We start from the raw sequence: 25,344 nt of genomic DNA on the forward strand, positions 1-25,344 counted from the left end.
CTCCACTTCCCCTAACTTCCAGTTATTCATCTCATTATACCATACTCACAAGCTCAGATGGTATGTAGCACTTTGTACCGTTTATGTGCACTCACAACGCTTGCCACTGGTTATCAGCAACCCATCAGCATATGGTAATAACTTTCAATTGCACTTTATCCACTCCGTGATTTGATACAAATATTTATGGTATAATGTTTGTAAACATTATACCATAGAATTTGTAAGAAAAAATTAAGAAAGTATTATATTTCGACAAAATTTCTTAAATTAATAAACTTGATTATTTTTTTAAATTTATAAACTAGACTAATTTCTTAAATTCATCGATTTGATCTGAAAATGTTTGTAATGCCTTACGGAAGAAATCTGGATCTGTCAAATCAATTCCAGCAATTTTGGCAGCATCCTCTACATCACTTACTGTTGTTGCATGTAAAAGTGCACGATATTTTGGTAAAAATGCTTCTCCTTCTTCCATATACTTCGCATATAACCCTCTTGCAAATAGACCACCAAATGCATATGGGAAGTTATAAAAACTATTACTACCAGAATAGTAATGCCCCTTACATACCCACATATAAGGATGTAAAGACTCAGAGTCAAGACCATCGCCATAAGCTTCTTTTTGTGCTGCAAGCATCATTTCACATAACTCATCTGCGAACATAAAATTATCGTTACGTTTTTCAATCACCGCAGTCTCAAATAGATAGCGGGAATAGATATCACAGATAATCTGTGTAGCATCCTGAAGCTGACCTTCGATTAATGCTAATCTTTCTTCCCCTTTTGCATCTTTAATTGCTGCATTAAGAATTACATTTTCATTAAAAGTAGATGCGGTTTCTGCTACTGGCATAGAATAATCGCTATTTAATAAGCGGTGGTCATGAATGTTATGGTTATGATAAGCATGACCAAGCTCATGTGCTAATGTAACAATATCAGAAATCGTACCATCATAATTTGATAAAATTCTGCTTTGTTTTATTGGTTGAAGGTTAGCGCAAAAAGCTCCGCCGACCTTACCTGCCTTAGGATAAAAATCAATCCAGCTTTCGTCGAATGCTCGCTCTACCATTTGAGCTAAATCTGGTGCAAAGGTACGAAAATGTGTTAATAAATACTCTTTTGCCTCTTCAATACTGTACTTTTTCTCACTAGCACCCATTGGTGCAAATAAGTCATACCAAGGTAAACCATTCTCATGTCCTAATGCTTTTCCTTTCGCACGAAGATACTCATGGAATTTTGGCATATACTCCTTCATAGCAGTAATCATTGCATTAAGCGTTTCCTTTTGCATGTGCGATTGATCTAAAGTCATATCGAGTACAGAAGAATACCCTCTTAACTTTGATAATGTTAAAACTTGGAGTTTGATACTATTTAAAGAATATGCGACACTGTCTTTTATTTTATTATAACATTCAAGTTCTGCTTCATAGGCTCTTTTTCGAGTAGATTTGTCCGTACTATATGCCATATTACGAATTTCTGATAGAGTAACTTCCTCTCCATCATACAATGCCTTCACCGTTGAAGTAAGATAGCTTTGTAATTCACTCCATGCATTAGCACCTGAAATTGACATCTTAGCAATGATTTCTTCTGTCTCATCGCTCAATAGATGTTTATTGTTTTCCTTTATTTTACGGATGAAATAAGCATATTCACTTAGTCTTTCATCCTCTTTTATTAACGCATCGATATCATCTATTTTAGCAATATATTTCATAAAAATAGTATTTGCTTTTGCTAAATTGGAGGATTTTTGATTGATTTGACCCAGATACGAAGTTGCTTCTGTTTCTTGTGTATTCGTAGACTGACGTAGAGAGCAGTAAGCAGCGAGATGCTCTAATCGAAAAGCTTCCTCTAAACAATCAAAAATTTGATTTAGTGCTTGTTTTTCCGGTAAATTATCAAGTTCTTTTGATAAATTATCCATCTTAACACTCATCAAATCAAACTGTTTCATATCCTCTTTAAAATTTTCATCATCATATCCAGTGTATAATGCATCTAATGACCATGTAGTATTCATATCCTTCTTCCTTTCGCTTTTAATATTTAATGAATCCTAAGTTGTTCTTTTGAACATAAAAATTTCAGTATGTAATCTTGAATGCTCGCTAGGTCTCTACCTTAAGTACAAAGACAATTTGATTAGTTGAAAATCTTCATCTAGCAAAATCCACAGGGTAAAGGTGCATCCCTAGAAGCATTTATCCTGAATTTTCATCTGTATTGAAACTAGCACTATACCACCTTTTTTATTATATAAGTAGTGTCATGTGAGTTTATAGATTATTATAACATAAATTTTCTCGTGTGTTGATAAATTTTGATTGGATTTTTCTTATATAACAGGAAAAAGTACACTTCTTAGCTTATCCATGTCAAGAATTAAGGAACTAGCAAAAACTAATGGATGTATGCTAGTTCCTTTCCTATTCCTCTTAATCTTATTTTGCACGGTTAATTGGTGCAATCCCTTCCTTTTTCGAATTATGCGTTTGATTTTGATTTTCTACTTTTGCCTTTTGAGTAGTACTGTTAAACTTTTCGTTTTGTTTCTTTTGCTCTCTTTTCTCAGAATTATTCGAATGAAATGAATTATTATTATTCATATGGCCTCCCTTAATGTGTTTTAACATATTCTGCCGCACTTTTTGCAGCAATTCTTCCAAAAACTACAATATCACATACCGCATTACCACCAATTCGGTTCGCACCGTGGATTCCTCCAGTAACTTCTCCTGCTGCGAATAACCCTTTGATTGGCTTGCCATCCGTAGAAATTACCTCTGCCTTCGTATTAATCTCTACACCACCCATCGTATGATGAATTGCAGGTGCTACTTTAATTGCATAATAAGGTGCTTTTGAAATAGTTGTCTCCATACCAGTGGTACGATTGAATAAATCTTGTCCCTTTTCTGTAATTGTTTTATTCCAATTTGCCACTGTCTGGATTAATTTATCTGGATCTACATTAATATCACTTGCAAGTTCTGAAAGATTATTCGCTTCTTTTACGATATCTGCATTGATATAACTTTCTACAGCACTTAGTTTCTCTCTTAGTTGTTGATCAAAAATTAGATAAGCGGAACTCCCCTCTTGTTCTAAAATTGCATTAGACAGTGAGTTTCTCGTACTTAATTCATTATAAAAACGCTCTCCGTTACGATTCACTAGGATTGCTCCTTGACCACGAACAGATTCTGTTATCATAATACTGTTTTCCTGCTCTACTGTCGAATGGGTTTGAATTTGATCCATATCAACTACATTTGCACCGATATCCTGTGCCATTATAATACCATCACCGGTAGCTCCAGGAGTATTCGTTGTTTTATAACCAGCAAGCTTTTTATCATATTCCTCTACCATAGCTTCATTAGCACCAAATCCACCTGTTGCAAGAACAACAGCTTCACATGCTATTTTATAGTCTTTCTCTTTTCCCTTTGCTAAAACTCCAGATACTTTACCTTGATCCATTAAAATTTCAGTTGCTTTTGTATTATATAGTATATCAATTCCATTACTTTCTATATTATTTAGAAAGGTATTCACAATGTAATTTCCAATTGGTGCTCCGCCTTCTGGTGCATGCATTCTCTTAAAAGTAGCTCCACCAGAAAATGATAAATTTGTTAATGGTGCTCCAATCGAATCTAACCAAGCGATAGCATCCGCTGAATTCTCCACCATAGTACGTACTAAAGCTTCATTATTTAAATATTTTCCGCCTTTCATGGTATCTGCAACGAAACTCTCAACTGTATCTGCAATTCCCAGTTGCTTTTGAAGAGGAGTATTTGCTGCATTAATACCACCGGTTGCCTTTACGGTATTCCCTCCCGCCATTGGCATCTTCTCTAAGATAACGACAGATAGCCCTGCAGCCTTGGCTTCAATTGCTGCTGTCATTCCAGCCCCACCTGCCCCGATAACACATACATCAACTGCTATCATTTCTTCTGGTAGTGAAGCTCCTTTTGTCGCTTCTGGTTCTACTGGTGCCAATTTAGATACATCGACACCAGCACTTGTAAGTGCTGCTGTAACTGCTTCTATAATTGCTTTACTTGTTGTAGTTGCACCGCTCACAACATCAACCTGAACTGATTGTTGTTCCTCAATTTTTGGTGGTAAGTCACTCACTGCAATGGATCCTATGTTCTTTGTCTCATTTGGTCCAAATACATTAACTGATTCAATTCGGTCATTACTTAGGACAACTGTCGCGGTTATTTCTCCGCCATACCCGGATGCTTTTCCTTCATAAGTTCCGGGTGTAAACCTTCCGCCCGCGGAAGGCGTTGCTGAGGGTGTAGCTCCTCCCTCGTTTTGTTTCTTACTACAAGACATTAATACAAATGCCATGATTACAATCATAGCGATTGCAACAATACGCCTTTTCATAATATTCTCCTTTACTAACAATAAAGCACAAAACTATTACGTTCTCTTATTGTTAAATATATTGCACTGCCAATTTCACAGTTGCTACCAATAGTTTGTATACTTTAATTGGAATTTATGTGTAAAAGAGAATATTATTTGGATTCTTTGACTTTCCACTCCTTAATGGTTGTTCCTAACACATTCTTAATCCGCTTACCCGCTTTCTCTAACGCTGTTGTAGTATTTCCTTTTTGAAACTCTTTTTGTGTCGGGACAATCACATAGTGTTTATTTTCATAAACAGGAAAAACTTTTAGTGGATAATATCCTGATTGCTTTAATGTTACTTTCCCATCTTCCTTACTAACCAGAAGGCGCAGGATGATTGTATCGTTATTTGCTTCGGTAGCCATACTTGATACAAAATTCCCCATAGAATACATGCATAGTACTTGTCTTTTATCACTTGTCTTTATGTATACTGCTTCTTGTAAACAATGAGGATGTGATCCGATAATAACGTCCACTCCAGCCTCTGCCATTTCTTTTGCATGTTGTTTCTGAAGATTCGTAATCTCTGTTGTATTTTCTATTCCCCAATGATTATACGCTATAACAAATTCTGCCCCAGCCTTTTTTGCTTCCTTAACATCACGTTCTACTGACGCTTTACTATAACAGTTAACAAAATTATTTAAATCATTTGCGGATAAACTTTGACGAAAATTAATATATTCCGTATAACTTAAAACCCCAATTTTAATTCCATTTACTTCATAGATAAGAAACCTAGGTAAATCATTTCCTAAGTAAGTTCCTACTTGTGCTATATGATATTCCTGTAATTTTTCTATTGTTTCTCTAATTCCGGCCATTCCACCATCGAGACAATGATTATTTGCAGTAACTACTGCGTCAAAACCTGCATACCGTAAAGCATCTAAAAAAGTTCCAGGCGCATTGCAATTAGGGGAACCTTCTATTGTTTTTTGTTCGTAGGTATAGTAATTTGAATGAGATGTTAAGGTTTCAAGATTTCCAATGACCAAATCACTATTTGAAAATATTTGTTTCACAAAAGAAAAACTATCATTAAAAACATATGTACTTTTACTCTTTGCCCCATACTGTTGAGCACGTAAGCACATAAGATCTCCAGTTATCATCACAGTCGCGCTTTTTGCGATATCCATTGGTTCATCCTTACCACTTAGTAATATTAGCTCGTCTTCGCTCATCTTTTTTCGATAAACACCATCATCCTCCAATATATAACGGTTCTTACTTATCTTACTTAGAGGCTGGTATGCTTTTCTTATTAGAGTTTCTTGCTTTTTTGCAAATACTATCTGACTTTTAAAGTTTGTACAACATAGGAATATAAGTATAAAAGTAAGAAGGAAAGCCCCTATATTTCGTAAGATATATTTCATATTCATAGTAAACTTTGTATTAATGCTAAACTTAATATTCATACTAAACATAATCTCCATATTAAAATTAAATATCATTTCTATCATATGCTCACTTGTCCCATAATATTCCACTAGAAATCCAGGTTATTTTTCTATACCATATTCACACAGTTACTTCTATAGATAAATTATGAGATAAACTATGTCTACAATAGCACACGGTGGGATACATCTTGGTTTTTACTCAGTATGAGCGAAACCTATTATTTTTAGCTATTCATCGATTTACTTATCACTTCATGGGAGTTTTACTAGAATTGTTAGACATGAGGAATTTTTATGAAAGGAAAAACACATATTATCGGTGGTCTTGCCATCTCAGGATTACTGCTTTATTGTAATAAAACTTATCACTGGGATTTACCCATTACATCATTTGATTATATCACTGCATCTGTATTAGGTTCTTTATTGCCAGATATCGACCATAAAAAGAGTTTTCTTGGGTCAATTGTTCATCTACCGATCAAACATAGAACCCTTACTCATAGCTTACTATTTTTATTTATTACCAGTATTATCGTACTTCAATTTAACTTAAGTATTGCTTTAGGGCTTTTTATTGGCATTAGTAGTCATTTAATTCTAGACATGTTACCACTACGTTCAAAAGGTATCTGCTTGTTTTATCCTTCGAAAAAACGCTACAGTTTCTTTCGTATTCCAAGATAAAAGAGTAAATGAGCTTGGAATCTACTGTGCTACCACAAAATTTGTGGCATCTGAATGCTCTGCATGAAAAAGACCTGTTGCAAAATATGATACCTTAGGTTTGGTAACTTATTTTGCAACAGGTCCTTTTGCCCCTATTATAAATCTTTTCTTTTTTCCTTCGCATGAAGCATAAAGGCTCCTAACAGCATAAAACCGATGATAACCAGTAGTATGTATATAATATCTACTTTAGCAGGTGCTTCCTCTGTATTAGCCTGTCCTTCTTGTTTAGGATTCTCTTCAATCGGCTTGTTCGCTTGTTCTTTAGGCAAAGTTTCCGATTTTATTAGGAAAGTATCAAATACCACAGACTGTAATACGGTTACGTTATCAATTCTTTTGTCAGATTCCTCTGAATATGTCGGTATAATTCCAAACGCCTCCATTGGATGAACTGAAGCTGATAAACATAACATTATCATTAGCATGAAAATGACTTTCTTCAATAAATTCACCCCTTAATCGTATACTCATATGTTAAATTTTGATATCCCCACATTTATTATAAGACGTTTGGAATTATATGTCAAACATTCATTTGTAATTTTTTACATTTCTATACAGTAATTCACATTTCATAAAGTTTAAACGGTTTATCTTTCTATTATGTAGTTGATTTGTGAAATTACTTTTATATATCATCCTACATTTTAATTATAAATAACTCTTTTTACAGATTATTTAATTTTTTACTTGATCCTTATTATATTTAAGTAACATTAAACTTGTTGAAAATCCTCTTTATAAATTATTTATTTGTTTTAATAGGTCTAATTTTTTCTACCAATTGTTCTCTTATAACTTCACAATTAGTATGATCCTAATTTTTCATGACACTTTCTTCAATTTTCACTAAGAAGATTCATTTTCTACACTATCTCAAGGTGTTTTGTATTATTCAAATATAAGATTCCACGTTTTCCATTCTCATATCGCAAACAATGGATTCCCGTATCACCAGTTGCATGCCAAATTTCAGATTCTATTGGTTGTTTTTCATAAGCTAACAAGAGCTGATTGATCATGCCACCATGTGATATGACAACCACGACCTCTTGTTCCTTATTGTTAGAAATTATCTCGGATAGTATAGCTTCTGCGCGAAAACGAAACTCTAATTTGGACTCCATCTCATATCTACTCTCGTGTATTGGCAAATCTGGAATCTCAGGATACTTACGTTTTGCTTCTTCACGATCTATTCCTGCTAATTTCCCGTTATTAAACTCCATTAAACCTTCTCTTAATTCAATTGGTACTTTAGTTTCCATTGATACCAAACTAGCAGTTTCTTCTGCTCTTAACAAAGTACTGGAATAGATTCTGTTAACTGAATAATTTTTACTAATCCACTTAGCTGCCTTACCTGCTTGTTCTCTTCCCCTATCCGTTAAAGGAAAATCAGCACGCCCTTCATGTACATCCATTAAGTCACCCTCTGACTCTCCATGGCGTAATAATAGAATAATCATAGAACCCTCCATTCTGTTGCAATACTCTATCTCCTACCCTTAAATGAAGCATCCAAGATGCCATAAGTATCTACTCCTTCCTAAAACTTATTTTTTCCATAAAAACACTCCAGCTTCTCCCAAAAAACTTATTTTCTACATAGAAACATTCCTGCCTGTTTTGTAATCTCAACTTGTCTTTTTTGCCGGAACAACTCTGCTAAATAATACTCAAACTCTTTACGATGTCCATGTAGTACCTCTATTTGGTTTCCATGACAAGAAAGAACATAGTGTAGCAATGGACGATAATCATCTAGAATTAAACTATCCTTATAATCCATTTTATTTACAGAAGAAAAATGAGGCTGTAAATAATCCATTGCATTTTCTAATCCAAATAAATCAGAAAGATTTATTTCCGATAGCGCTATCTTGGGATTGAACTTTTTGGTAATCTGTTCAATTTCCTTCATATGTTGTTGTCCGTAAGCTGTACATACAAATACACCATTCGGCTTTAAAATACGTGCAATGTCTTCACAAACCTTATTTCTGTCATTTGCATAGAATAGTACATGATTCGCTATTATAAGATCAAAGGATTCCTTCGTAAAATTAAGATGATTAATATCTAAAACATCATAGGTACAAGATAAACCGGTCTGGTCTATAGCTTCTTTTGCAACCTTTATCATCCCATCTGATATGTCTGTTATTGTAATTGATAATTTATCTGGTAGAATAGCTTCGTTTTCAACCCAAAAGGCACCATTACCGCAGCCAAGTTCTAATATCTTTTGATTTTTGGCAAAAGGAATATGACTGGCTAGGAAAGGATACCAGCCTTGTGGGTTTTTGGAGTACTTTTTATGTAATAAGATTCTAACATTCAGATGATCCGCATTTTTATAATTCTCTCTGATACTTTGTTTCATAGTCATTGCATGAATAATATCTGTAATCTTATCCCAACCGATTTCTGTTTCAGACTGCAACATATCTTCTGCTTGATCTATTGTACACTTTATCATTTCTAACTGATTAATCTTTGATTGCAGTAATTGTTTTTGCAGATGGAGAGAGTCTCTAAAACTCTCTCTATCCACAGTGCTGCTCGCCATACTTTCAATTTCTTCTAAGCTAAAATCAAAAAACTTTAATGCTAATATTTTTTGAAGTTTTAGAAAATCAGAATTCGTATATAAACGATAACCCGAGTCCGTTAGTTTTGATGGCGGAAGTATCCCTATCTTATCGTAATAACGAAGTGTTCTGATTGATATGTTCGCACACTTAGCAAATTCACCTACAGTAAAATAAACGTTCTCTTGGTTTAGTTTCATAATTTTCCTCATTTCTGCGTTTCGCAATGTCTTTATTGCAATACTCAACGAAATCTATATTCTTTTAGGTACCAATCTATTGTAACGGCCATTCCATTCTCAAAATCGGTTTTAGGTGTCCAATTAAGATTTGTCTCTATTTTATTTGTATCAACTGCATAACGTTTATCATGTCCAAGACGATCCTCTGTAAATTCAATCAAATCCATTGATAGGGAAGAATCCACGTGTTCTTTTAGATATTGAAGGATGGTAGTAACAATGTGGAGTGTACTCATCTCTTGATGGCTACCGATATTATATACCTCTCCTAATTCTCCTGTTAATAATACAGTATCCATCGCTATGCAGTGATCCTTAACAAAGAGCCATTCTCTTATATTTTCTCCATCCCCATACACTGGTATCTTCTTATGGTTTAAGCAGTTTTTGATACACTTTGGTATTAATTTTTCCTCATGCTGATAAGGGCCAAAATTGTTGCTGCATCTTGTCCTTACAATCGGTAATCCATAAGTCTTACGATAAGCGATTGCTACCATCTCTCCCCCTGCTTTGCTTGCAGAATAAGGATTGTTAGGATGTAAAGGCATATGCTCTATAAATTGCCCAGATTCCTCTAATTCACCATATACTTCATCTGTTGATACATGTAGAATTCTCTTATCGCTTATATCATCTTTCCACACGTTATGAATCACTTGATAAAGCATCCTCGTCCCAATGACATTTGTTTGAAAAAATTCAATATCTGATTGCAAACTTCGATCAACATGTGATTCTGCTGCCAGATGCACTACAAAATCTATCCCCTCTTCTTTAAAGATAGTTGTTAACAATTCTTTGTCTAGGATATCCCCTTGTACAAATCTATAGTTTTTCTTTCCTTCAAATGCTTCTAACCACTCACGATTTCCTGCATAAGTTAGCTTATCATAGTTAATAACCCTAACATCCTCACCATGAGATTCAAATAGGTACTTAATAAAATTTGTTCCAATAAACCCTGCACCACCTGTAACAAAATATGTTTTCATTCCTTACCTCCATTCAGGCACTTTTGCCCTTTCAAAGAACGATAGCAAAGTTATGCTATCATTGTTTTTAGTTTGTTCAAAGTCATCACGTGATAATTGGAGTATAAAGGGTGACGCAAGGATAGAGTCAAACACTATTTATTTTTATGTTGTTTTATGTTCATAATGTACGTTCATACATAGATAATATGGAATCACTGAAATACTTACCCATTTTTTCGACTTCACGCATAATCAGTTCGATATAATCATTTCTTGTAAACCAATTTTCTTTTGTTATACCTCTGTTATCCGTAACAGGGCAAACGAAAAACGTTGTATTCGCTGGAAACACTTTTTGGTATGAAAATAGTGCACGTCTACTATGATACGCCTTGCATACAAGAATCACTTTGGTTATATCTATACATTTTCCCATTAATAATTCGTAACTGAAAAGTGCGTTTTCATATGTGTTAGTAGCTTTATTTTCACATATAATTATATCTGAAGAGATGCCTCTTTTTATTGCTATTGTTTTTAAAAAATCCGCCTCATTTGGATAATCGGGTAATTTTTTATTTTTTCCGCCACTTGGAAGTATGTATTTTGCCATTCCCATTTCAAGCAAATCGACCGCTTTTTCCATTAACTGCGGATGGCTTCCACCGGGAATTAAGATGATATCACAAGGAAATATTTCATTTTCAACAAATATAAAATCGGTTATGCAATCAAACGGATAGTTCATTTAAATTCCTCCATTTAAGATCTAATCAACCTTTAATTAATCCTCTATAGAAAGTTTACGAGTATTTTTAGCAATATCCCTAGTACTATAACAATTACAATAAAATTAACTCCATAACTTATATTTCTTGTATACTTTAACATGCGTAATCTTGTTAAATCATTAAGTTCATCAGTTGATAAACCCGATGGAATACTATAATATAACTTCTCACATTTGGGATCATAGGATAAGTTGTCTGGTAAGGGTTGTCCTTCCTTCTTTAAATTAGCTAATTCCTCGTGCTGCTCTTTTGAACAATAATCTTTGTATATATAATCGAATTCTGCATAAAGGGTATTAAGTTCTTTCCGAATTTCCTTTTCTTGTTCCATCTGATTTTTTTGCATTTAATCCCTCCCTTTCATGGAGTGCCATTACGCATATGTTATTTTGAGTCGTAATTACATGGTGTAAATTTCTATAAAAATCTTTTCTTAACTCCATAAATTGTGATTTTAAAAAATGAAGTTTTACATAATTATGAAGTAATTTATAACTTTTCTTCATTTTAGCATAAATTATAGACGAGTTCCATATTTTCCTACTTATTTCAAGGCATTTAACCCTTCATTTTTTAGTTAATAAAAAAAGAAATGGTTGCATGAAATTATGATTCTTTTTATCATAATTTTCCTCAACCATTTCCATACATCAATCAACTATTATATTATATTCAAAATAAGCTATTATAAAAGAATTTCCTCTATAATAATACTTGGATTCTAATTGCAACCGTCTGTGGTGGTATACTAGCTGTCATAAAATTCTCATGAGTAATCCTTACCGTCTGCCCTGGTCTTAACTGTGATAAAGAGATACGATTTCCTCTTGGTCCAAATATCTCCGTGTTATTATTAACTACAAAGCGAATTTGGCTTGCAGGATTTCGAGAGTTTCCTGTTAATATCGTTTGATTTCTCACATTAACTTGTAAGATATTTTCAATCCTAGTTGGATTCCTAATTTCCCTTACGACAGTAATCTGAAACGCTGTGGTTTGCGGTGGATTACTTCTTGTAAAAATTGGTGATACTATGGCATTTACAAGCATACCCGGCTGTAAATCTCTCATTCTTATTCTTCGTCCAGAACTATCTAATATTATAGTACGTTCATCTACAAGCAAAACCAGTAATTCTCTTAAAATAATTTGATTTGGCTGTGTTACATCATAGGATACTGTAACTCTTCCTTGGTTTCCTCTAAAATCTACATCTTCAATGAGCGCACGATTAATACTCATACGGTTAGGGTCTTGCGGACAGCATAGCGGATCACTCATAGTGACCTCTTATCTTTTTTATGATATTATGTAATATTATATGATTCTTCTATGTAGCGGTGTACTATTTTTGATTAGATTAAAAATTTTGTCAAGATTAAATATTTTTTGTATTTTTTAGATCAAAAGAAAACATATTCTAATGATACACTTCAAGCTCCGCAATTTGCCCAGCTGCTGCACCTGAGTTTGCAGTAAAAGTTAGCTGAACATAACGGGTCTCAATATTTTCTAGCTTAATCTGAACTTCATTCCCCCTATCAGGGTCAAAAGTATACTGTTTGGATGGTACTATTTCCGTAAATGTCTCATTATCCTTACTAATTGATACAGAGAAATCCTGAGTTCTCTTTCCCCAGATACTCATTGGAGAGAGGCAAACACGTATTGTATGTATAGAGTATACTTCTTCTAAATCTACTGTTATGATATTCGGATAGCTTTTAGGTTTACCTTCCCAATAGGAAACTCCAACGGCAATTCCATCGGTTACTTTCCTTGCTGTATAGCTTTGAGCAAAACTATTTGAGGTAGCCTTTTTCCCAAGTGCAATATTTTCTCCCTCTGGAATGGTAGTAACATATTCTTCCTTAATAAAGTCAGGGTGTTCCAACGCTTCCGTCTGGTCTATCGCATCTACCGCAGTTACATGTGTTTCTATTGTTTCCCTCACCTTCGGTTCTTGCTTAGGTAACCGAAGGGTATAGATTAAAAGCACGGCATTAAAAACTACTAATAATAGGATAATAACTCGTTTTTTGTTCATCTTTCCCTCCATTTCTGCGCATGCTTTGTCTTGCTTGTAAGACAATGCATAATATTAAGTTTCAAGTCATGGATTACGCAGACACAAAACTTTTGGTTTCCTTCACACTTACTCAAGGATAATATTCTTTGTAGTCTTTTCATCTACTTCAAATTTTCCTTGTTCCAAATTCGTGATCTTCTCTCCTAACACATTGATATTTTTTAAAATAACACCATCAATGTTATGCTCTGCATCAAAGCCTTTAATTCTTGAAGAGCAGTTTTTACCACCAAGCACATCTACTCCGTCAATTACGACATTTTTGATAGTTCCTCGGTCTCTAGTTGAGGACCAATTAGAACTCCCGGCAATATTAATGTCAATGAGGTATGGCATCTCGTCACCATCGCCACTTCCCATCTGAGCATTTTCAACTACAATATTTTTGAAAGTAATTCCACTTATCGCTGCATCATCTGCATTATGAACTGATATTACAGGCTTATGGAAGTTATGAAGCACCGTAATATTCTCAAATGTGATATCAGAGATAAAAGCATTCTCTCGTTTGCCTTTATTCGTTTCATATCCAACCTCCATAGACTGCGCAAAATCCGTCCATAGCTGCATATTTTCAAACTTTATATTTTTTGAGTTATCATCATAATTTTTAATTACCAAAGAATCATCCCAGCTTCGAACAAAACCATTTTTAACGGTGTAATCTTGGCAGGACTGTAAAGTGATACCATCCCCATTTGGCCTTGAGGATATAATTTTTATATTATCTATAGTACCGTTTTTAGAATTAAATGCCTGACATACCCAAGCATTCGGATTTAATACTATAATATCTTTAATCGTGATGTTCTCGCAGTTATCAAACTTTAATGGTATGTATGCTTCTTTTCCCTTCCATCCATTAAATTTAGAACCATCGATAATTCCTCTTCCGCGAACGGTGATATTCTTAGCAAAATTAGCATTTACTATGCCATGAATTACAGCACCACCCGAGATATATAGTGTTTGATTATCCTCAAGAATAATGTTTTCAATATTCCATTCTCCAGGTCCAATATATACAACATCTTTATCATCTTTGGATGGTATATTCGTCTCTATTTCATTCGCAAATAAATGTACCGCTCTTTCCGGTGAGTTATTAAACATTATGGTATATTGGTCAGGTTTTGTAATTGTAAATGTAACGGTATGGTTTTCTACATCAAGTACTGGTATAATTCCATATTGCAATGGACTTACGCTAGCTGTTTCTAGGTCAATATTAGGTACCTTAATTGTTACTTCTACGATACCTTCAAAATCAAAATAGGAAATTGGAGTTCTTGCATTTGGAGGCATGTAATCGTTATACCATCTTCTAGAATGATTTACATTTGTATCATATACATAACAGTCATATCCATTTACCATTATTTTAGTATCGGTACAATGAAGAAGTGAAAAATCTTTAGAGCTCTCGTTTGCAGAAACCAAATCCTCCTTGGTAGCATCACGTAAAGACTTTGGGCCTTCATACAAAACTAGATTTGTTTCCTGAACCGAAATCACCTCCTTCGCTGGCCTTTTCTTATTCACTAACATAACCGAAAGACCTATCAGACATACGAATAACACTACAATTGCGATACCTTCCAACTTACGAAACTTTTGGCTCATATAGCTCCTCCCTTGTTTATACAATTTTTTTGCATACCGTATTCTGGTGCTTAAAAATTGTATGATATCTTTAACATCAAGTCCCAATCTGTCTCACTTAGCAATGTCTCTGAATCATAATCTGCCTCTAATAACTTACGTTCTGGTCCTACTGCCAAACTCTTCATCCCTGCTGCTTTTGCAGCCACAACACCCGCATAGGAATCCTCCACCACAAGGCATTCATTTGGTGGTAAACAAAGTTTTTTAGCAGCAACCAAAAAAACTTCCGGATCTGGTTTTGATTTCGTAACATCAATCCCACATGAAACTGCATCAATACTTGGCTCAAGTCCTGTTTTTTCTAGAATAAGAGGGGTGTTTTTTGAGGCTGAACCAACTCCTATCTTGATTCCTCTATTCTTTAGCATTGCCAGAGCTTCTTTTACATCCTTTAACACAGCAGAATCATTGAGAGAGTCTAGCATTTCTACATAGTAGTTGTTCTTTCTATCCGCAAGTGCTTCTTTCTCCTTCTCGGTATAAGCTATGTTTCCTTTCTTTAACACAATTTCTAAGGACTCCATTCTACTAATTCCTTTTTGTGCTTTGTTGTCCTCTTTCGTATAATTATTGATATTTAATTCTCTTGCTAATTTAGCCCATGCTTCATAATGCAGTTCGTCGGTGGAAACCAAAACTCCATCTAAATCAAAAATAACTCCCTTAATCAAACTATCTCCTCCTACTATTATAGGTTTTGTAATGAACAGCTACACTAAGTAACTTATTTTATTCATGACAAGAAAAAGTAAGCTTCATAACTCTTTCTTTTCATGAATAATGAATTTTATATAAATACTCACTAATTGACTACATCTGAATGCTGATACAGTGCTACACAACTATAGATTCTTTAAATGCTCACACTGATCTCCTTAAAAAATAACTCTATACATTTTTACATTTTAATGGTAAACTTACGCTATTAGGTTTAACCTTAAACCTGTTAAAAGGAGGAAACATCTCATGGCTACAATTAAAGATATTGCTCAAATCGTTGGTGTCAGTTGTACCACTGTTTCTAATGTCATAAATGGGAAATCAGGTCGTGTATCTGCTGAAACAATTGCAAAAATAAATGACACTATTAAGGAACTTGGCTATGTACCGAATATGTCTGCCCGTTCTTTGGTTTCTAATAATTCTAAAGTGATAGGAATTATCAATCACTTAATCGTCAATAAACAGGAAAACTTCATGGAGGACCCTTTCCACTCTGCTTTTATCGGAGCAATTGAAGCTACCTTACGGGAAAACGGTTACTATTTAATGTTACGAACAGTAGAAACTTCGGATGACTTACAAACCTTTCTTCGAAACTGGAATGTAGACGGTCTATTCTTTACTGGTATATTTAAAGATTCTTTTTATGAAGAATTAACGAAACTATCGATACCGATTGTATTAATCGATAGTTATGTCAGCCATCGTAACATGTGTAATGTTGGTCTTGAAGACTATAAAGGCGGATACCTTGCTACAAAGCATTTATTGGAGCACGGTCACCGAAACATTGCCTTTGTTTCTCCAATGATAAAAGAAAATGGTGTTCTCTATCAACGTTTGCTTGGATATAAGCAAGCATTGCAAGAATTTCATATTCCAATTCGTTCTGAGATGATTTTACAGGCTGGTATGGATGTTACTTCCTGCTTACGCACCGGCGCTAAAATTGCAGCAAGAAATGATATTACTGCATTATTTGCAACAGCAGATATTATGGCTGCCGGATTAATTGCGGGACTTCGTCAGGCTGGAAAACGTGTTCCTGAAGATATCTCAATTATTGGTTTTGATGATTTAAGCATTAGCCGTATTACCGATCCTCCTCTAACCACCATCCATCAGGATGCAAACGAGAAAGGTAGACAAGCGGCCTACTTTATGTTAGACCGCCTGGAAAATCGTACTCTAAAGCAAAGAGAGATTATACTTCCGGTTCACTTGGTGGAAAGAAACAGTGTCTTAACTATCTAGAGTCGAGACTTTTTGAATGATGCATCTGGAAGTTTCGACAAGTAATCGGTCTAGTTAATTTGTGAACGATACTAAATACACACTGCAAAAGCTTCTTCCTTCGTCACCGTAACTCGATATTTTTTCTCACCTATTTGAACTAAAAAACTTAACTTTGTTATGGAAGAAGGAAGGCATGGCTTAACGGCAATACTTCCTTCTTTTATGGTTAGTCCTGCAAATCCATATACTGCCGTCATATAAGCACCGCCAGCAGCGGCAGGATGAGTTCCTCCAATATATAATAGCCCTGCCCATTCCTTTCCACCACCTTTTAAATCAGCCATAGCTGACTTTAAAAAGAATGGATATGCCTGATCGGGATTACCACAATAACACGCTAATAATGCATACATACAAGCACTTAAACTTGACCCATGCTCTGTTCTTGGCTCATAATAATCCCAATTCTTTTGTAACGCATCCTGTTCATATTCCTCACGAAACAATGCCAATGTAGTTACTACATCTGCTTGTTTAATAATCTTTGTATCAGCAGCTACCCCGTACGCTCCACCCCAATATTCCTTTGGATGTATAACCTTACTTCGAACTTCATCAAGGGTAGAATCTTTTAATTTATAATAGCCGTCAAATTGCTCTATTAGCTTCGTATATTTATCCGGGTCTTTTAAATAGATCCGTTTGGAAGCTTCTTCAAACTTCGTTAATAATGCAGATAACCCATACTGTTTGGCTAATTTATTTTGTGTCTCCTTTGAAAGTTTTGATATGTTTTGAATTAATTCAACTGCCATATCAAAAGTAAACTTTGCCATACGATTGGTATAAAAATTGTTATTCACTCTTTCATGATATTCATCCGGCCCTACCACATCATGTAATTCAAATTGTCCAAAAGGAACTTTTTGAAGCAGCATGGAGTAATAAAACTGTGCACACTCAAGAACGACCTCGACTCCTCCTTCTTCTAGAACAGAGTAATCATTCGTCGTATGAACATAAGACATCAATCCATACACAACTGCTGAAGAAATATGGATCTGTTTATCACGAAAGTAAGTACGCATTGGACGTTCGGTAAATACATCGATAACGTTATAATCAGAACAAGCCTCGTATCCACCTTCTTGGCTCTCCCATGCATAAAATGCGCCTAAATAACCATACTCCTTCGCTTTCTTCTTAGCACCTACTAAAGTATCAATCCGGTATTTCACTAAACTTCGTGCGACCTTTGGCTCTGTGTAAAGGTAGAAAGGAAGTAAGAACATCTCCGTATCCCAAAATACAGCACCTTTATAAGTTTGTCCTGATAGACCTCTTGCCGGTATTGACATACTCTTACTATGTCTTGGGGCTATACAAATCAAATGATATAAAGAGTAATTTAATGCCTGCATGGCTTCCTCATCACCTTCTAGTACTACTTGATCTCTTTCCCAACATTTTTTCCACCATTCCATATGGTCACTTTTTAGGGTTCCGTATCCTTGTAGTAGGGCATGATGTAAAAGTTCTTTATTCTCCCTCTCATATAAGGCACTGTCTTTCTCTGTATAGATTCCTATGTATTTATAGAAACACACCATTCCATTTGCAGGCAATGAAATCGTAAATCGATTTAATATTTTACTTTCTGCTTTTACAACCTCATGTGTATATTGCTGTTTCTTTCTTTGTTCTAAACAGTCCGGGATAATATCATCTAGGATACGTAAAGAAGTGATCTCCCAAACATTGATTCCTATTCTCTTCTCTGAAGTATTCGCATGGACTGAAAGCTCAAAGGTATTCTCTTCTTTGCTGGAACTAGAAAACTTTACATTGTTAAGGTGTGGTCCATTGATATCCCAAACATCTGCATCAATTCCAGATACTAAAGTTACTTCCATATCGACACCCGTGTGAATGCAATATTTCATACAAATGATGTGAGGTTGCTCCATACAGCAAAAACGCTCACTTTCAACTGTAATCTCTCCATCCTTGGTAGGATAGGAAGTCTTCCTACCAAACAGTCCATGAGCAAAATCTAAGGTAATCTGATGAGATTTCGTCTCTGAATTAGGTAATCCAATTCGCTCACCTGCAATCTCTATATAGGTGTAAAGAGCATTCGGAGCATTAATTGGTTCTCGAAACTTCTTTTCAACCTGATCGTAAATTCCTGAAAGATTAATGGCAACCAATTGGTCTTTTTCGTATTCCTCGAGAGTACCTCGTATTCCCAGATATCCATTGCCTATAAAAAACTTATTTCCAAGCGTTGCAGCAAGGCTACTGTCATAACCATTTTCCGTCAACATCCAGTCCATAGCTTTCCTCCCCCATTCTTATGTTGCTCCTTGTGTATCTTTAGTTTGTGGATGCAACGCAGAACACAAACATACTGAGTAATAGAATCAATATAGCCTTAATTAAGGTAAAGGATCCCCTTTTTAGGTCAACATGGTATCTCAAGTTTTAGTTTCGATTGGTCTAAGGTATATTCGTTCTCATAGATTTTTACGAGAACATCACTTCCCTCCAATACTTGAAATGTAGCTTCCTTTTTTGATACCTCAACTAATATTACGTTTCCACGATACCCTATACGGAAGGAGTATGAAGTCCAAGTTTCTGGAATACTTGGTGTAAAACTTAGGAGTTCTCCATCTGCTCTCATACCACCAAATCCATATACAATATTCATCCATGCTGCTGCAATCGAAGTAGTGTGTAAACCTTCATCCGTATTACGATTATAATTATCTAAATCCATTCTTGTTGCAAAACCAAAGAACTGATAAGCTTCCTTATGTTTCTTTAACTGACTTGCCAGGATGGAATGAACCGATGGAGACAGGGAACTCTCATGAATACACCTTGGCTCATAAAATTCATAATTTGCTTTTAACTGATCTATTGTAAAGTTTGAGTTAAACAATAACATCATCATTAAGACATCCGGTTGTTTAATCATATCGTTTCGATAGATTCTATCATAGGTCCAATGGTGATAAAGAGGAAATTCCTCTATTGGTATTGCATCTACATCTACATGAGGAAGGTCAAAATACCCTTGATGTTGCTCAAATAGCAAGGTATCCGCATGATACGGTATCCACATGTCATCCGCTTTTTTCTTAAAATCTTCGATCTCCTCACTGGATACTTGATAACGATTTACGATCTCCTGCTCACTTAGTCCTTCTTCTTTTAGCTGCTTCATAACATCATAAGTAAATTTAAGTGTCAATTTGCCAAGAACATTCGTATAACAATTGTGATTCACCATCATCTGAAATTCATCTGGCCCCATCACACCATAATATCCATACTTAGTACCGTCAGCGTTATAATCTCCCCTCGTAACTAACATACGGCTTATTTCAATTAACATCGGAATTCCATATTGGTGTAAAAATTCAACATCATTCGTTAATTTCACATAACTCCAGATTCCATAGGCAACTCCTGTGGAAGCCTGTAGCTGTAGGCTTGAATGCTGCCATAAACTGCAACATTCTCTACCACTAATTGTAGCAATTGGATAAAATGCCCCTTTACAATCCAATTCCTTTGCGCGTAGCTTTGCTTCTTCTAAAGTCTCATAGCGAAACATTAATAAATTTTTTGCTGCTTTTAGGTTGTTAAATATATAAAATGGCAAACAATAAGTCTCGGTATCCCAAAACGCATTGCCGCTATAAGCCTCACCGGTTAGCCCTTTAGCACCAATATTAGTTCCAGCTTCTGTTCCGTGATAAGTCTGATGCATTTGAAAAATACAGTAACGGATCCCTTGTTGATTTAGTTCATCACCTTCAATTACAATATCCGATTCTTTCCACTTTTCTTTCCACCACATGATACTCTCAGCAAGAAGTTGGTCATAATGGAAGTTTGCTCTATTGTTCCATTTCTCTTCGCATCTAACGTTAAACTTTTTATATTCAGATTCATCTTTTTTCTTACAAACTAGATTACATATTACTTTTGTAATCACTGTTTCACGTTGTTTCTTTAATTCAATTTGATAAGCTATTGCAATTTTGTTTTCTTCTTTCTCAATGTTACCTGTTGCTGAATTCGGAACATCGATTTTACACATGGAAGCAATTTTTTGACCTGTGTTCTTCGTTGTTCCAATTAAAAATAAGCTGTCATCTTTTGCGCTATCTTCTAATGCCAGGCTCTTTTCTTCTGCCTGGCTATTTTCTTCAACCATGCTATTTTCTTCAGCCTTACTAATTTCTTCAGTCAGGCTATTTTTTTCAGCCGCGCTATCTTCTTCAGCGCTACCTTCAACACAGGTAAAATAGTTTTTGCCTGTCATATAATGAGGTCTTGTAAAATCTAATCCAAGGCTAACGTTTAACTTTCCATCAAAATTTAGTGGCAGGAATCGTATTCTCTGTCCAGCCATACAAGCGTCACTCATGGATAAAAAACGCTCAAACATGATTTCTATTTGTTTTCCATTTTGCAACTCCCATATAAAACTACGCTTTAAAACTCCTGTTTTTAGATCGAGGTAACGACGAAACTGATTTATTTTTACCTTCGCCAAATCAAGTTGTTCTCCGTCCAAAGATACTTTCGTATAAAAATAATCCACCGAATTCACCATAAACTCGGTATAATCTATAATACCTTTATAATTTTGTGAAGAAACTTCTGCTCTTTCATAAATACCATTGAAATAGCTTCCTACTAAACTATCGGAAGAATATCCTTCTTCAAAATATCCACGGACTCCCATATATTCATTTCCTAGAGAAAATATGGATTCCGAAACTTTTGCGTAGTTTGGGTCAAATCCTTCTTCAATAATTTGAAAAGGATCTGCTTTATAATATAAATCTGCTATTTTTGCCATAGTCTATCCCTTTATTGCGCCCATTGTGGCACCCTCTGTTATTTTTTTCTGGAAGATGATAAATAAAACGGTCGGAGGTATCATAGAAAATGCTACCGCACGTAAAACTTCAACGTCAGTTGCATTCGAAGTACGGAATGCAAACAATCGAACCATTACCGTTTCCTTTCCAGAACCATCCAAAACTAGATAAGGTAATAGGAAGTCTGACCAAGACGCTGTAATTGCAAAGATCATAATAACAGCAATAATTGGTTTTGATAATGGTAAAACAATTTGTTGAAATACGCGTAAAACGCCACAACCATCTAGCCTTGCTGCCTCCAACAATTCTGATGGAAGGCCTTCAAAAAATTGCTTAAACATTATGACAAAAAATGCATTTGCTCCAAATGCTAGCCATAGTGGAATAAATGATTGATTTAATCCCACACGATTAATGTTAACAAAAAGTGCAACAACACTCGTAGTAGCAGGAATTAATAAGCTCCACATGACAAGACCCAATAAAAACTTATGTCCTTTTGGGCGTAAAATAGCTAATCCATATGCGAGTAATCCATTAAAGATAACAGCACACACAACGGAGCCTGCGACTGAAATAAATGAGTTCATATAATACTTTAAGAAGCCTAAATCCTTCCAAGTCTTTGCAAATACACTTAAATCAAAGTGATTTGGAAGAATGGTTTCACTTTTTCGAAATTCTTTAATATCCTTAAAGCTCCCAAGGAAAACCCATATTGCAGGAAAGATGGATATGATAAACATCAAGAAGCAAAGAAGTAAAATTAGAATACAGAGTATTTTAATCTTCTTTGAATGAAGATCGTAAAATCGTATGGTTCCATCTTTTTTCTTACGATATTTTTCAAAAAACATACTCTCCCCCCTAATCTTCTTTCTTTGTAGTAAGTTTAAAGTAGATTCCACTTAAGATAATTAAAACGATGCAAATCATGACCGATAATGCCGCAGCCATTGGATATTTATAATCACGGAAAGCATAATTATATACTAGCTGCATAATAGATATACTAGCATTGTTCGGCCCACCATTGGTCATTACCAATGGTTCATAAAGTATCTGAAATACTGCAATCACCTGAAGTATTAATAATGTCTTAGCTAAAGAAAATACACTTGGCAGCGTTATAAAACGAATTCTTTGTCTAATACCTGCGCCATCAATTGTTGCTGCTTCATATAATTCTGGATTAATTCCGCTAATACCAGCCATATAAATCAAAGAGGTAGATCCGGCACTCTTCCATGTCATGGTTAAGACAATCAGTGGTATTGTCAACGCCGCATTATTTAACCATTTCTGACTTTCAATTCCGATTTTTGATAATAGAATATTTAAAACACCAGTATTACCCGGACGAAAGAAAAACCCCCACAACATAACTGTGGCAAGTCCTGGGATTATATTCGGAAAGTATACCCCCACTCGAAATAAACTACGAAAATGTATTGTCTCCGTGATAAGAAGTGCAATTATAATCGGAACTGCAAATCCAATAACTAATGACCAACCTATGTAAACAAACGTATTTTTTAATGCATCCATAAAGTCTGGATGTCGTAACACTCTTAGATAATTATCAAAACCAACAAAATCTTCTGTATGAATCCCCTTAGCCGTATATAATGATAACCGAACGCTTTCAATAAGAGGCTCCCATACGAAAAATGCAAATAAAATAATTGAAGGCAGCATGATCATCCAGCCAAGGAAATCTTTTTTCTTCCAAGATGTTTTTGGCACTTTCTTTTTTTCTTTCATTCCTTTAATTCTACCTCCATTCCAGTCAATGTTATAAACCATTTGCGTATGCAGTTTACTATTAAATCCACATACGCAAATGATTTTCTCACAATCTCTTAGCGCTGTATTCCAGTGCTAAAAAATTGTATACTATTTTTACTTATTTTTTGAAAAGATCATCTAATATGCTTTGATAATTAGCATTTGCTTTTTGCATTAATGCTGCAACATCTGCATCCTTATCTGTAACTACAGCCTGTAACACTTTCGTTAACTCTGCATATAAATCTTGAGCAGAACCTGGTTCTTCCATTCTAAGATTTCCGCTTTGCTTTGTTGCATTAAAATAACTCTCAAACATCTTAGGATCTACGTTACCATAATCTTTTATAATCTGAGATTCTGCGTCTAAAACTTTCTGAACAATCCAGCATGGGAATCTTGGAATTACTGGAACACCATTTGCTACTCTGTTCTCAGCATCTGCCTTCATACCAGCGATTGCTTCATCAGTAGCAACAGGAGCTTTACCCATAATCTCGAGATAATCTAAAGCTGCATCGATTTCTTCTGAAGTAGCATCCTTAGAGAACATGTATGGAGTACCGCCGGATAAAGAATACTGAGCACCATTAGGTCCTGCTGGTAGAGCACACATAGCTAATTTGTCTACAGGAAGACCATTTACCTGAGTAGGCTGATTTACTGCGTCATTCGCAGCTATGTACATTGCTGCTGTTCCAACACCAAGGTTAGCAAAGCCAGTACCCCAATCTTCGTTGATTGGATCTGGTGTTAAAACATCATATTTCCATCTTAAATCTTTAACATATTGCATAGCTGCAATAGCTTCTGCGGAATCTACATTTGCAGTAAAGGTTCCATCCCCATTATCTTTGGTTAATGTAGCACCAAATGCCCATGCTATATTGGAGAAATGCCATCCACCAGCACCGTCCTTAGCAAGTATGCAAATACCTGCCATACCAGTAGCATCTTTAATCTTCTTTGCTGTCTCAGCTAATTCGTCCCAAGTCTTTGGATAGATTGGGTAACCGTTGGCATCTACAAGACCTGCTTCTTCAAATAATTCCACATTTAGCATTAAGCCAAGAGCGTAACCATCACGTGGAATACCATAGATTCTTCCATCCTTGGACAATAAATCACGGATAGATGGATTAAGAGTATCTAACCATCCTCTTTTCTGTAAATTATCTGTGATATCAGCAACAAATCCGCCTGCAATTAACTTCTGTGGCTCTGTATACCAGGATTCAAAGATAGTTGGTAAGTTACCAGACTCAGCCTTTGGAACAAAGGTATCAACAGCGTATTTATAGTAAGCAGGAACTACTTCAACATTAGGATGGGTCTCATTAAATCTCTTTACAAATTCCTTGTGCATATTAATATCATCAGTAAGGGTATCTTCTGGCCAGATACCTAATTTTAGCTGGATCTTTTTTTCTACAGGATTACTTGCTTCTTTTGTAGGTACGGGAGTATTCGTCTGTTTTGCAGCATCTGTTGGCTTTGTATCGCCTGAGGTAGAATTTGCATCATTTTTCTTGCAGCCCGAAAGCAAACTAATTGCTAACGTTAAGCATAACAATAGGCCGATCATTTTTCGTTTCATAAAACTTATCCCCTTCCATTTTAATTAGATTTAACGTTAAACGTTAGAGAGTTTATTATTTACTATCCAATTGTGCACATTGTATAGATTTAACGTTCAACCTTATTGTATCATTTAT

21 protein-coding genes are annotated in these 25,344 nt (G+C 35.2%); 2 read left to right on the forward strand and 19 right to left on the reverse strand.

What is annotated here, in order from left to right:
* Positions 1–304 precede the first annotated feature (304 nt).
* The 4 genes from CPHY_RS17085 to CPHY_RS17095 form a co-directional block, all read right to left on the reverse strand.
* Complete coding sequence (locus CPHY_RS17085) at positions 305–2,053, reverse strand: M3 family oligoendopeptidase (RefSeq protein WP_012201301.1); 1,749 nt, start codon at positions 2,051–2,053, stop codon at positions 305–307.
* Positions 2,054–2,474: 421 nt separating this feature from the next.
* Positions 2,475–2,639: a hypothetical protein gene (locus tag CPHY_RS22010; RefSeq protein ID WP_198301324.1), complete on the reverse strand. Its 165-nt coding sequence runs from the start codon at positions 2,637–2,639 to the stop codon at positions 2,475–2,477.
* Between the two features lie 10 nt (positions 2,640–2,649).
* Complete coding sequence (locus CPHY_RS17090) at positions 2,650–4,443, reverse strand: flavocytochrome c (RefSeq protein WP_012201302.1); 1,794 nt, start codon at positions 4,441–4,443, stop codon at positions 2,650–2,652.
* 134 nt (positions 4,444–4,577) lie between these two features.
* Positions 4,578–5,900: a CapA family protein gene (locus CPHY_RS17095; RefSeq protein WP_041703757.1), complete on the reverse strand. Its 1,323-nt coding sequence runs from the start codon at positions 5,898–5,900 to the stop codon at positions 4,578–4,580.
* A 279-nt stretch (positions 5,901–6,179) separates the two neighbouring features.
* On the opposite strand from CPHY_RS17095, the gene CPHY_RS17100 reads away from it, so the two are divergent.
* Positions 6,180–6,572, forward strand: a complete 393-nt coding sequence (locus tag CPHY_RS17100) for a metal-dependent hydrolase (RefSeq protein WP_012201304.1) — start codon at positions 6,180–6,182, stop codon at positions 6,570–6,572.
* 137 nt (positions 6,573–6,709) lie between these two features.
* Here the strand turns inward: CPHY_RS17100 and CPHY_RS17105 are convergent, their stop codons facing one another.
* The 10 genes from CPHY_RS17105 to pgmB all read right to left on the reverse strand — a co-directional run bounded on the left by CPHY_RS17105 (position 6,710) and on the right by pgmB (position 15,646).
* Positions 6,710–7,060: a hypothetical protein gene (locus CPHY_RS17105; protein WP_012201305.1), complete on the reverse strand. Its 351-nt coding sequence runs from the start codon at positions 7,058–7,060 to the stop codon at positions 6,710–6,712.
* 423 nt (positions 7,061–7,483) lie between these two features.
* Entirely contained in the window at positions 7,484–8,086 is a 603-nt protein-coding gene (locus CPHY_RS17110; RefSeq protein ID WP_012201306.1) for a histidine phosphatase family protein, read from the reverse strand.
* Positions 8,087–8,214: 128 nt separating this feature from the next.
* Complete coding sequence (locus tag CPHY_RS17115; RefSeq protein ID WP_012201307.1) at positions 8,215–9,411, reverse strand: MerR family transcriptional regulator; 1,197 nt, start codon at positions 9,409–9,411, stop codon at positions 8,215–8,217.
* A gap of 44 nt (positions 9,412–9,455) precedes the next feature.
* The gene (rfbB, locus tag CPHY_RS17120) at positions 9,456–10,448 is read right to left on the reverse strand and encodes a dTDP-glucose 4,6-dehydratase (protein ID WP_012201308.1); all 993 of its coding nucleotides are present in this window, start codon (positions 10,446–10,448) and stop codon (positions 9,456–9,458) included.
* A gap of 160 nt (positions 10,449–10,608) precedes the next feature.
* Positions 10,609–11,178, reverse strand: a complete 570-nt coding sequence (locus CPHY_RS17125; protein ID WP_012201309.1) for a YdcF family protein — start codon at positions 11,176–11,178, stop codon at positions 10,609–10,611.
* Positions 11,179–11,222: 44 nt separating this feature from the next.
* Positions 11,223–11,567 carry a hypothetical protein gene (locus CPHY_RS17130; RefSeq protein ID WP_012201310.1) on the reverse strand — a complete coding sequence of 115 codons (345 nt, stop codon included), beginning with the start codon at positions 11,565–11,567 and terminating at the stop codon, positions 11,223–11,225.
* Between the two features lie 356 nt (positions 11,568–11,923).
* Complete coding sequence (locus CPHY_RS17135; protein WP_012201311.1) at positions 11,924–12,502, reverse strand: hypothetical protein; 579 nt, start codon at positions 12,500–12,502, stop codon at positions 11,924–11,926.
* Positions 12,503–12,641: 139 nt separating this feature from the next.
* Positions 12,642–13,268, reverse strand: coding sequence for a discoidin domain-containing protein (locus CPHY_RS17140; RefSeq protein ID WP_012201312.1), 627 nt, complete (start codon positions 13,266–13,268; stop codon positions 12,642–12,644).
* A 108-nt stretch (positions 13,269–13,376) separates the two neighbouring features.
* A complete protein-coding gene (locus CPHY_RS17145) occupies positions 13,377–14,933 on the reverse strand; it encodes a glycosyl hydrolase family 28 protein (protein WP_012201313.1) in 1,557 nt (518 codons plus the stop codon).
* 50 nt (positions 14,934–14,983) lie between these two features.
* On the reverse strand, positions 14,984–15,646 hold the full coding sequence (pgmB, locus tag CPHY_RS17150) for a beta-phosphoglucomutase (RefSeq protein WP_012201314.1): 663 nt from the start codon (positions 15,644–15,646) through the stop codon (positions 14,984–14,986).
* Between the two features lie 295 nt (positions 15,647–15,941).
* Between pgmB and CPHY_RS17155 the strand changes: the two genes are divergently transcribed.
* Positions 15,942–16,952 (forward strand): LacI family DNA-binding transcriptional regulator, encoded by a 1,011-nt coding sequence (locus tag CPHY_RS17155; protein WP_012201315.1) that lies wholly within the window; start codon positions 15,942–15,944, stop codon positions 16,950–16,952.
* Between the two features lie 71 nt (positions 16,953–17,023).
* Here the strand turns inward: CPHY_RS17155 and CPHY_RS17160 are convergent, their stop codons facing one another.
* The 5 genes from CPHY_RS17160 to CPHY_RS17180 all read right to left on the reverse strand — a co-directional run bounded on the left by CPHY_RS17160 (position 17,024) and on the right by CPHY_RS17180 (position 25,226).
* Positions 17,024–19,270: a glycoside hydrolase family 65 protein gene (locus CPHY_RS17160; RefSeq protein ID WP_012201316.1), complete on the reverse strand. Its 2,247-nt coding sequence runs from the start codon at positions 19,268–19,270 to the stop codon at positions 17,024–17,026.
* A gap of 128 nt (positions 19,271–19,398) precedes the next feature.
* Entirely contained in the window at positions 19,399–21,816 is a 2,418-nt protein-coding gene (locus CPHY_RS17165; RefSeq protein ID WP_012201317.1) for a glycoside hydrolase family 65 protein, read from the reverse strand.
* 3 nt (positions 21,817–21,819) lie between these two features.
* Complete coding sequence (locus CPHY_RS17170) at positions 21,820–22,698, reverse strand: carbohydrate ABC transporter permease (protein WP_012201318.1); 879 nt, start codon at positions 22,696–22,698, stop codon at positions 21,820–21,822.
* A 10-nt stretch (positions 22,699–22,708) separates the two neighbouring features.
* Positions 22,709–23,605, reverse strand: coding sequence for a carbohydrate ABC transporter permease (locus tag CPHY_RS17175; protein WP_012201319.1), 897 nt, complete (start codon positions 23,603–23,605; stop codon positions 22,709–22,711).
* Positions 23,606–23,747: 142 nt separating this feature from the next.
* A complete protein-coding gene (locus CPHY_RS17180) occupies positions 23,748–25,226 on the reverse strand; it encodes an ABC transporter substrate-binding protein (RefSeq protein ID WP_012201320.1) in 1,479 nt (492 codons plus the stop codon).
* Positions 25,227–25,344 lie beyond the last annotated feature (118 nt).

Source organism: Lachnoclostridium phytofermentans ISDg (genome assembly GCF_000018685.1).
Lineage (GTDB): Bacteria > Bacillota > Clostridia > Lachnospirales > Lachnospiraceae > Lachnoclostridium > Lachnoclostridium phytofermentans.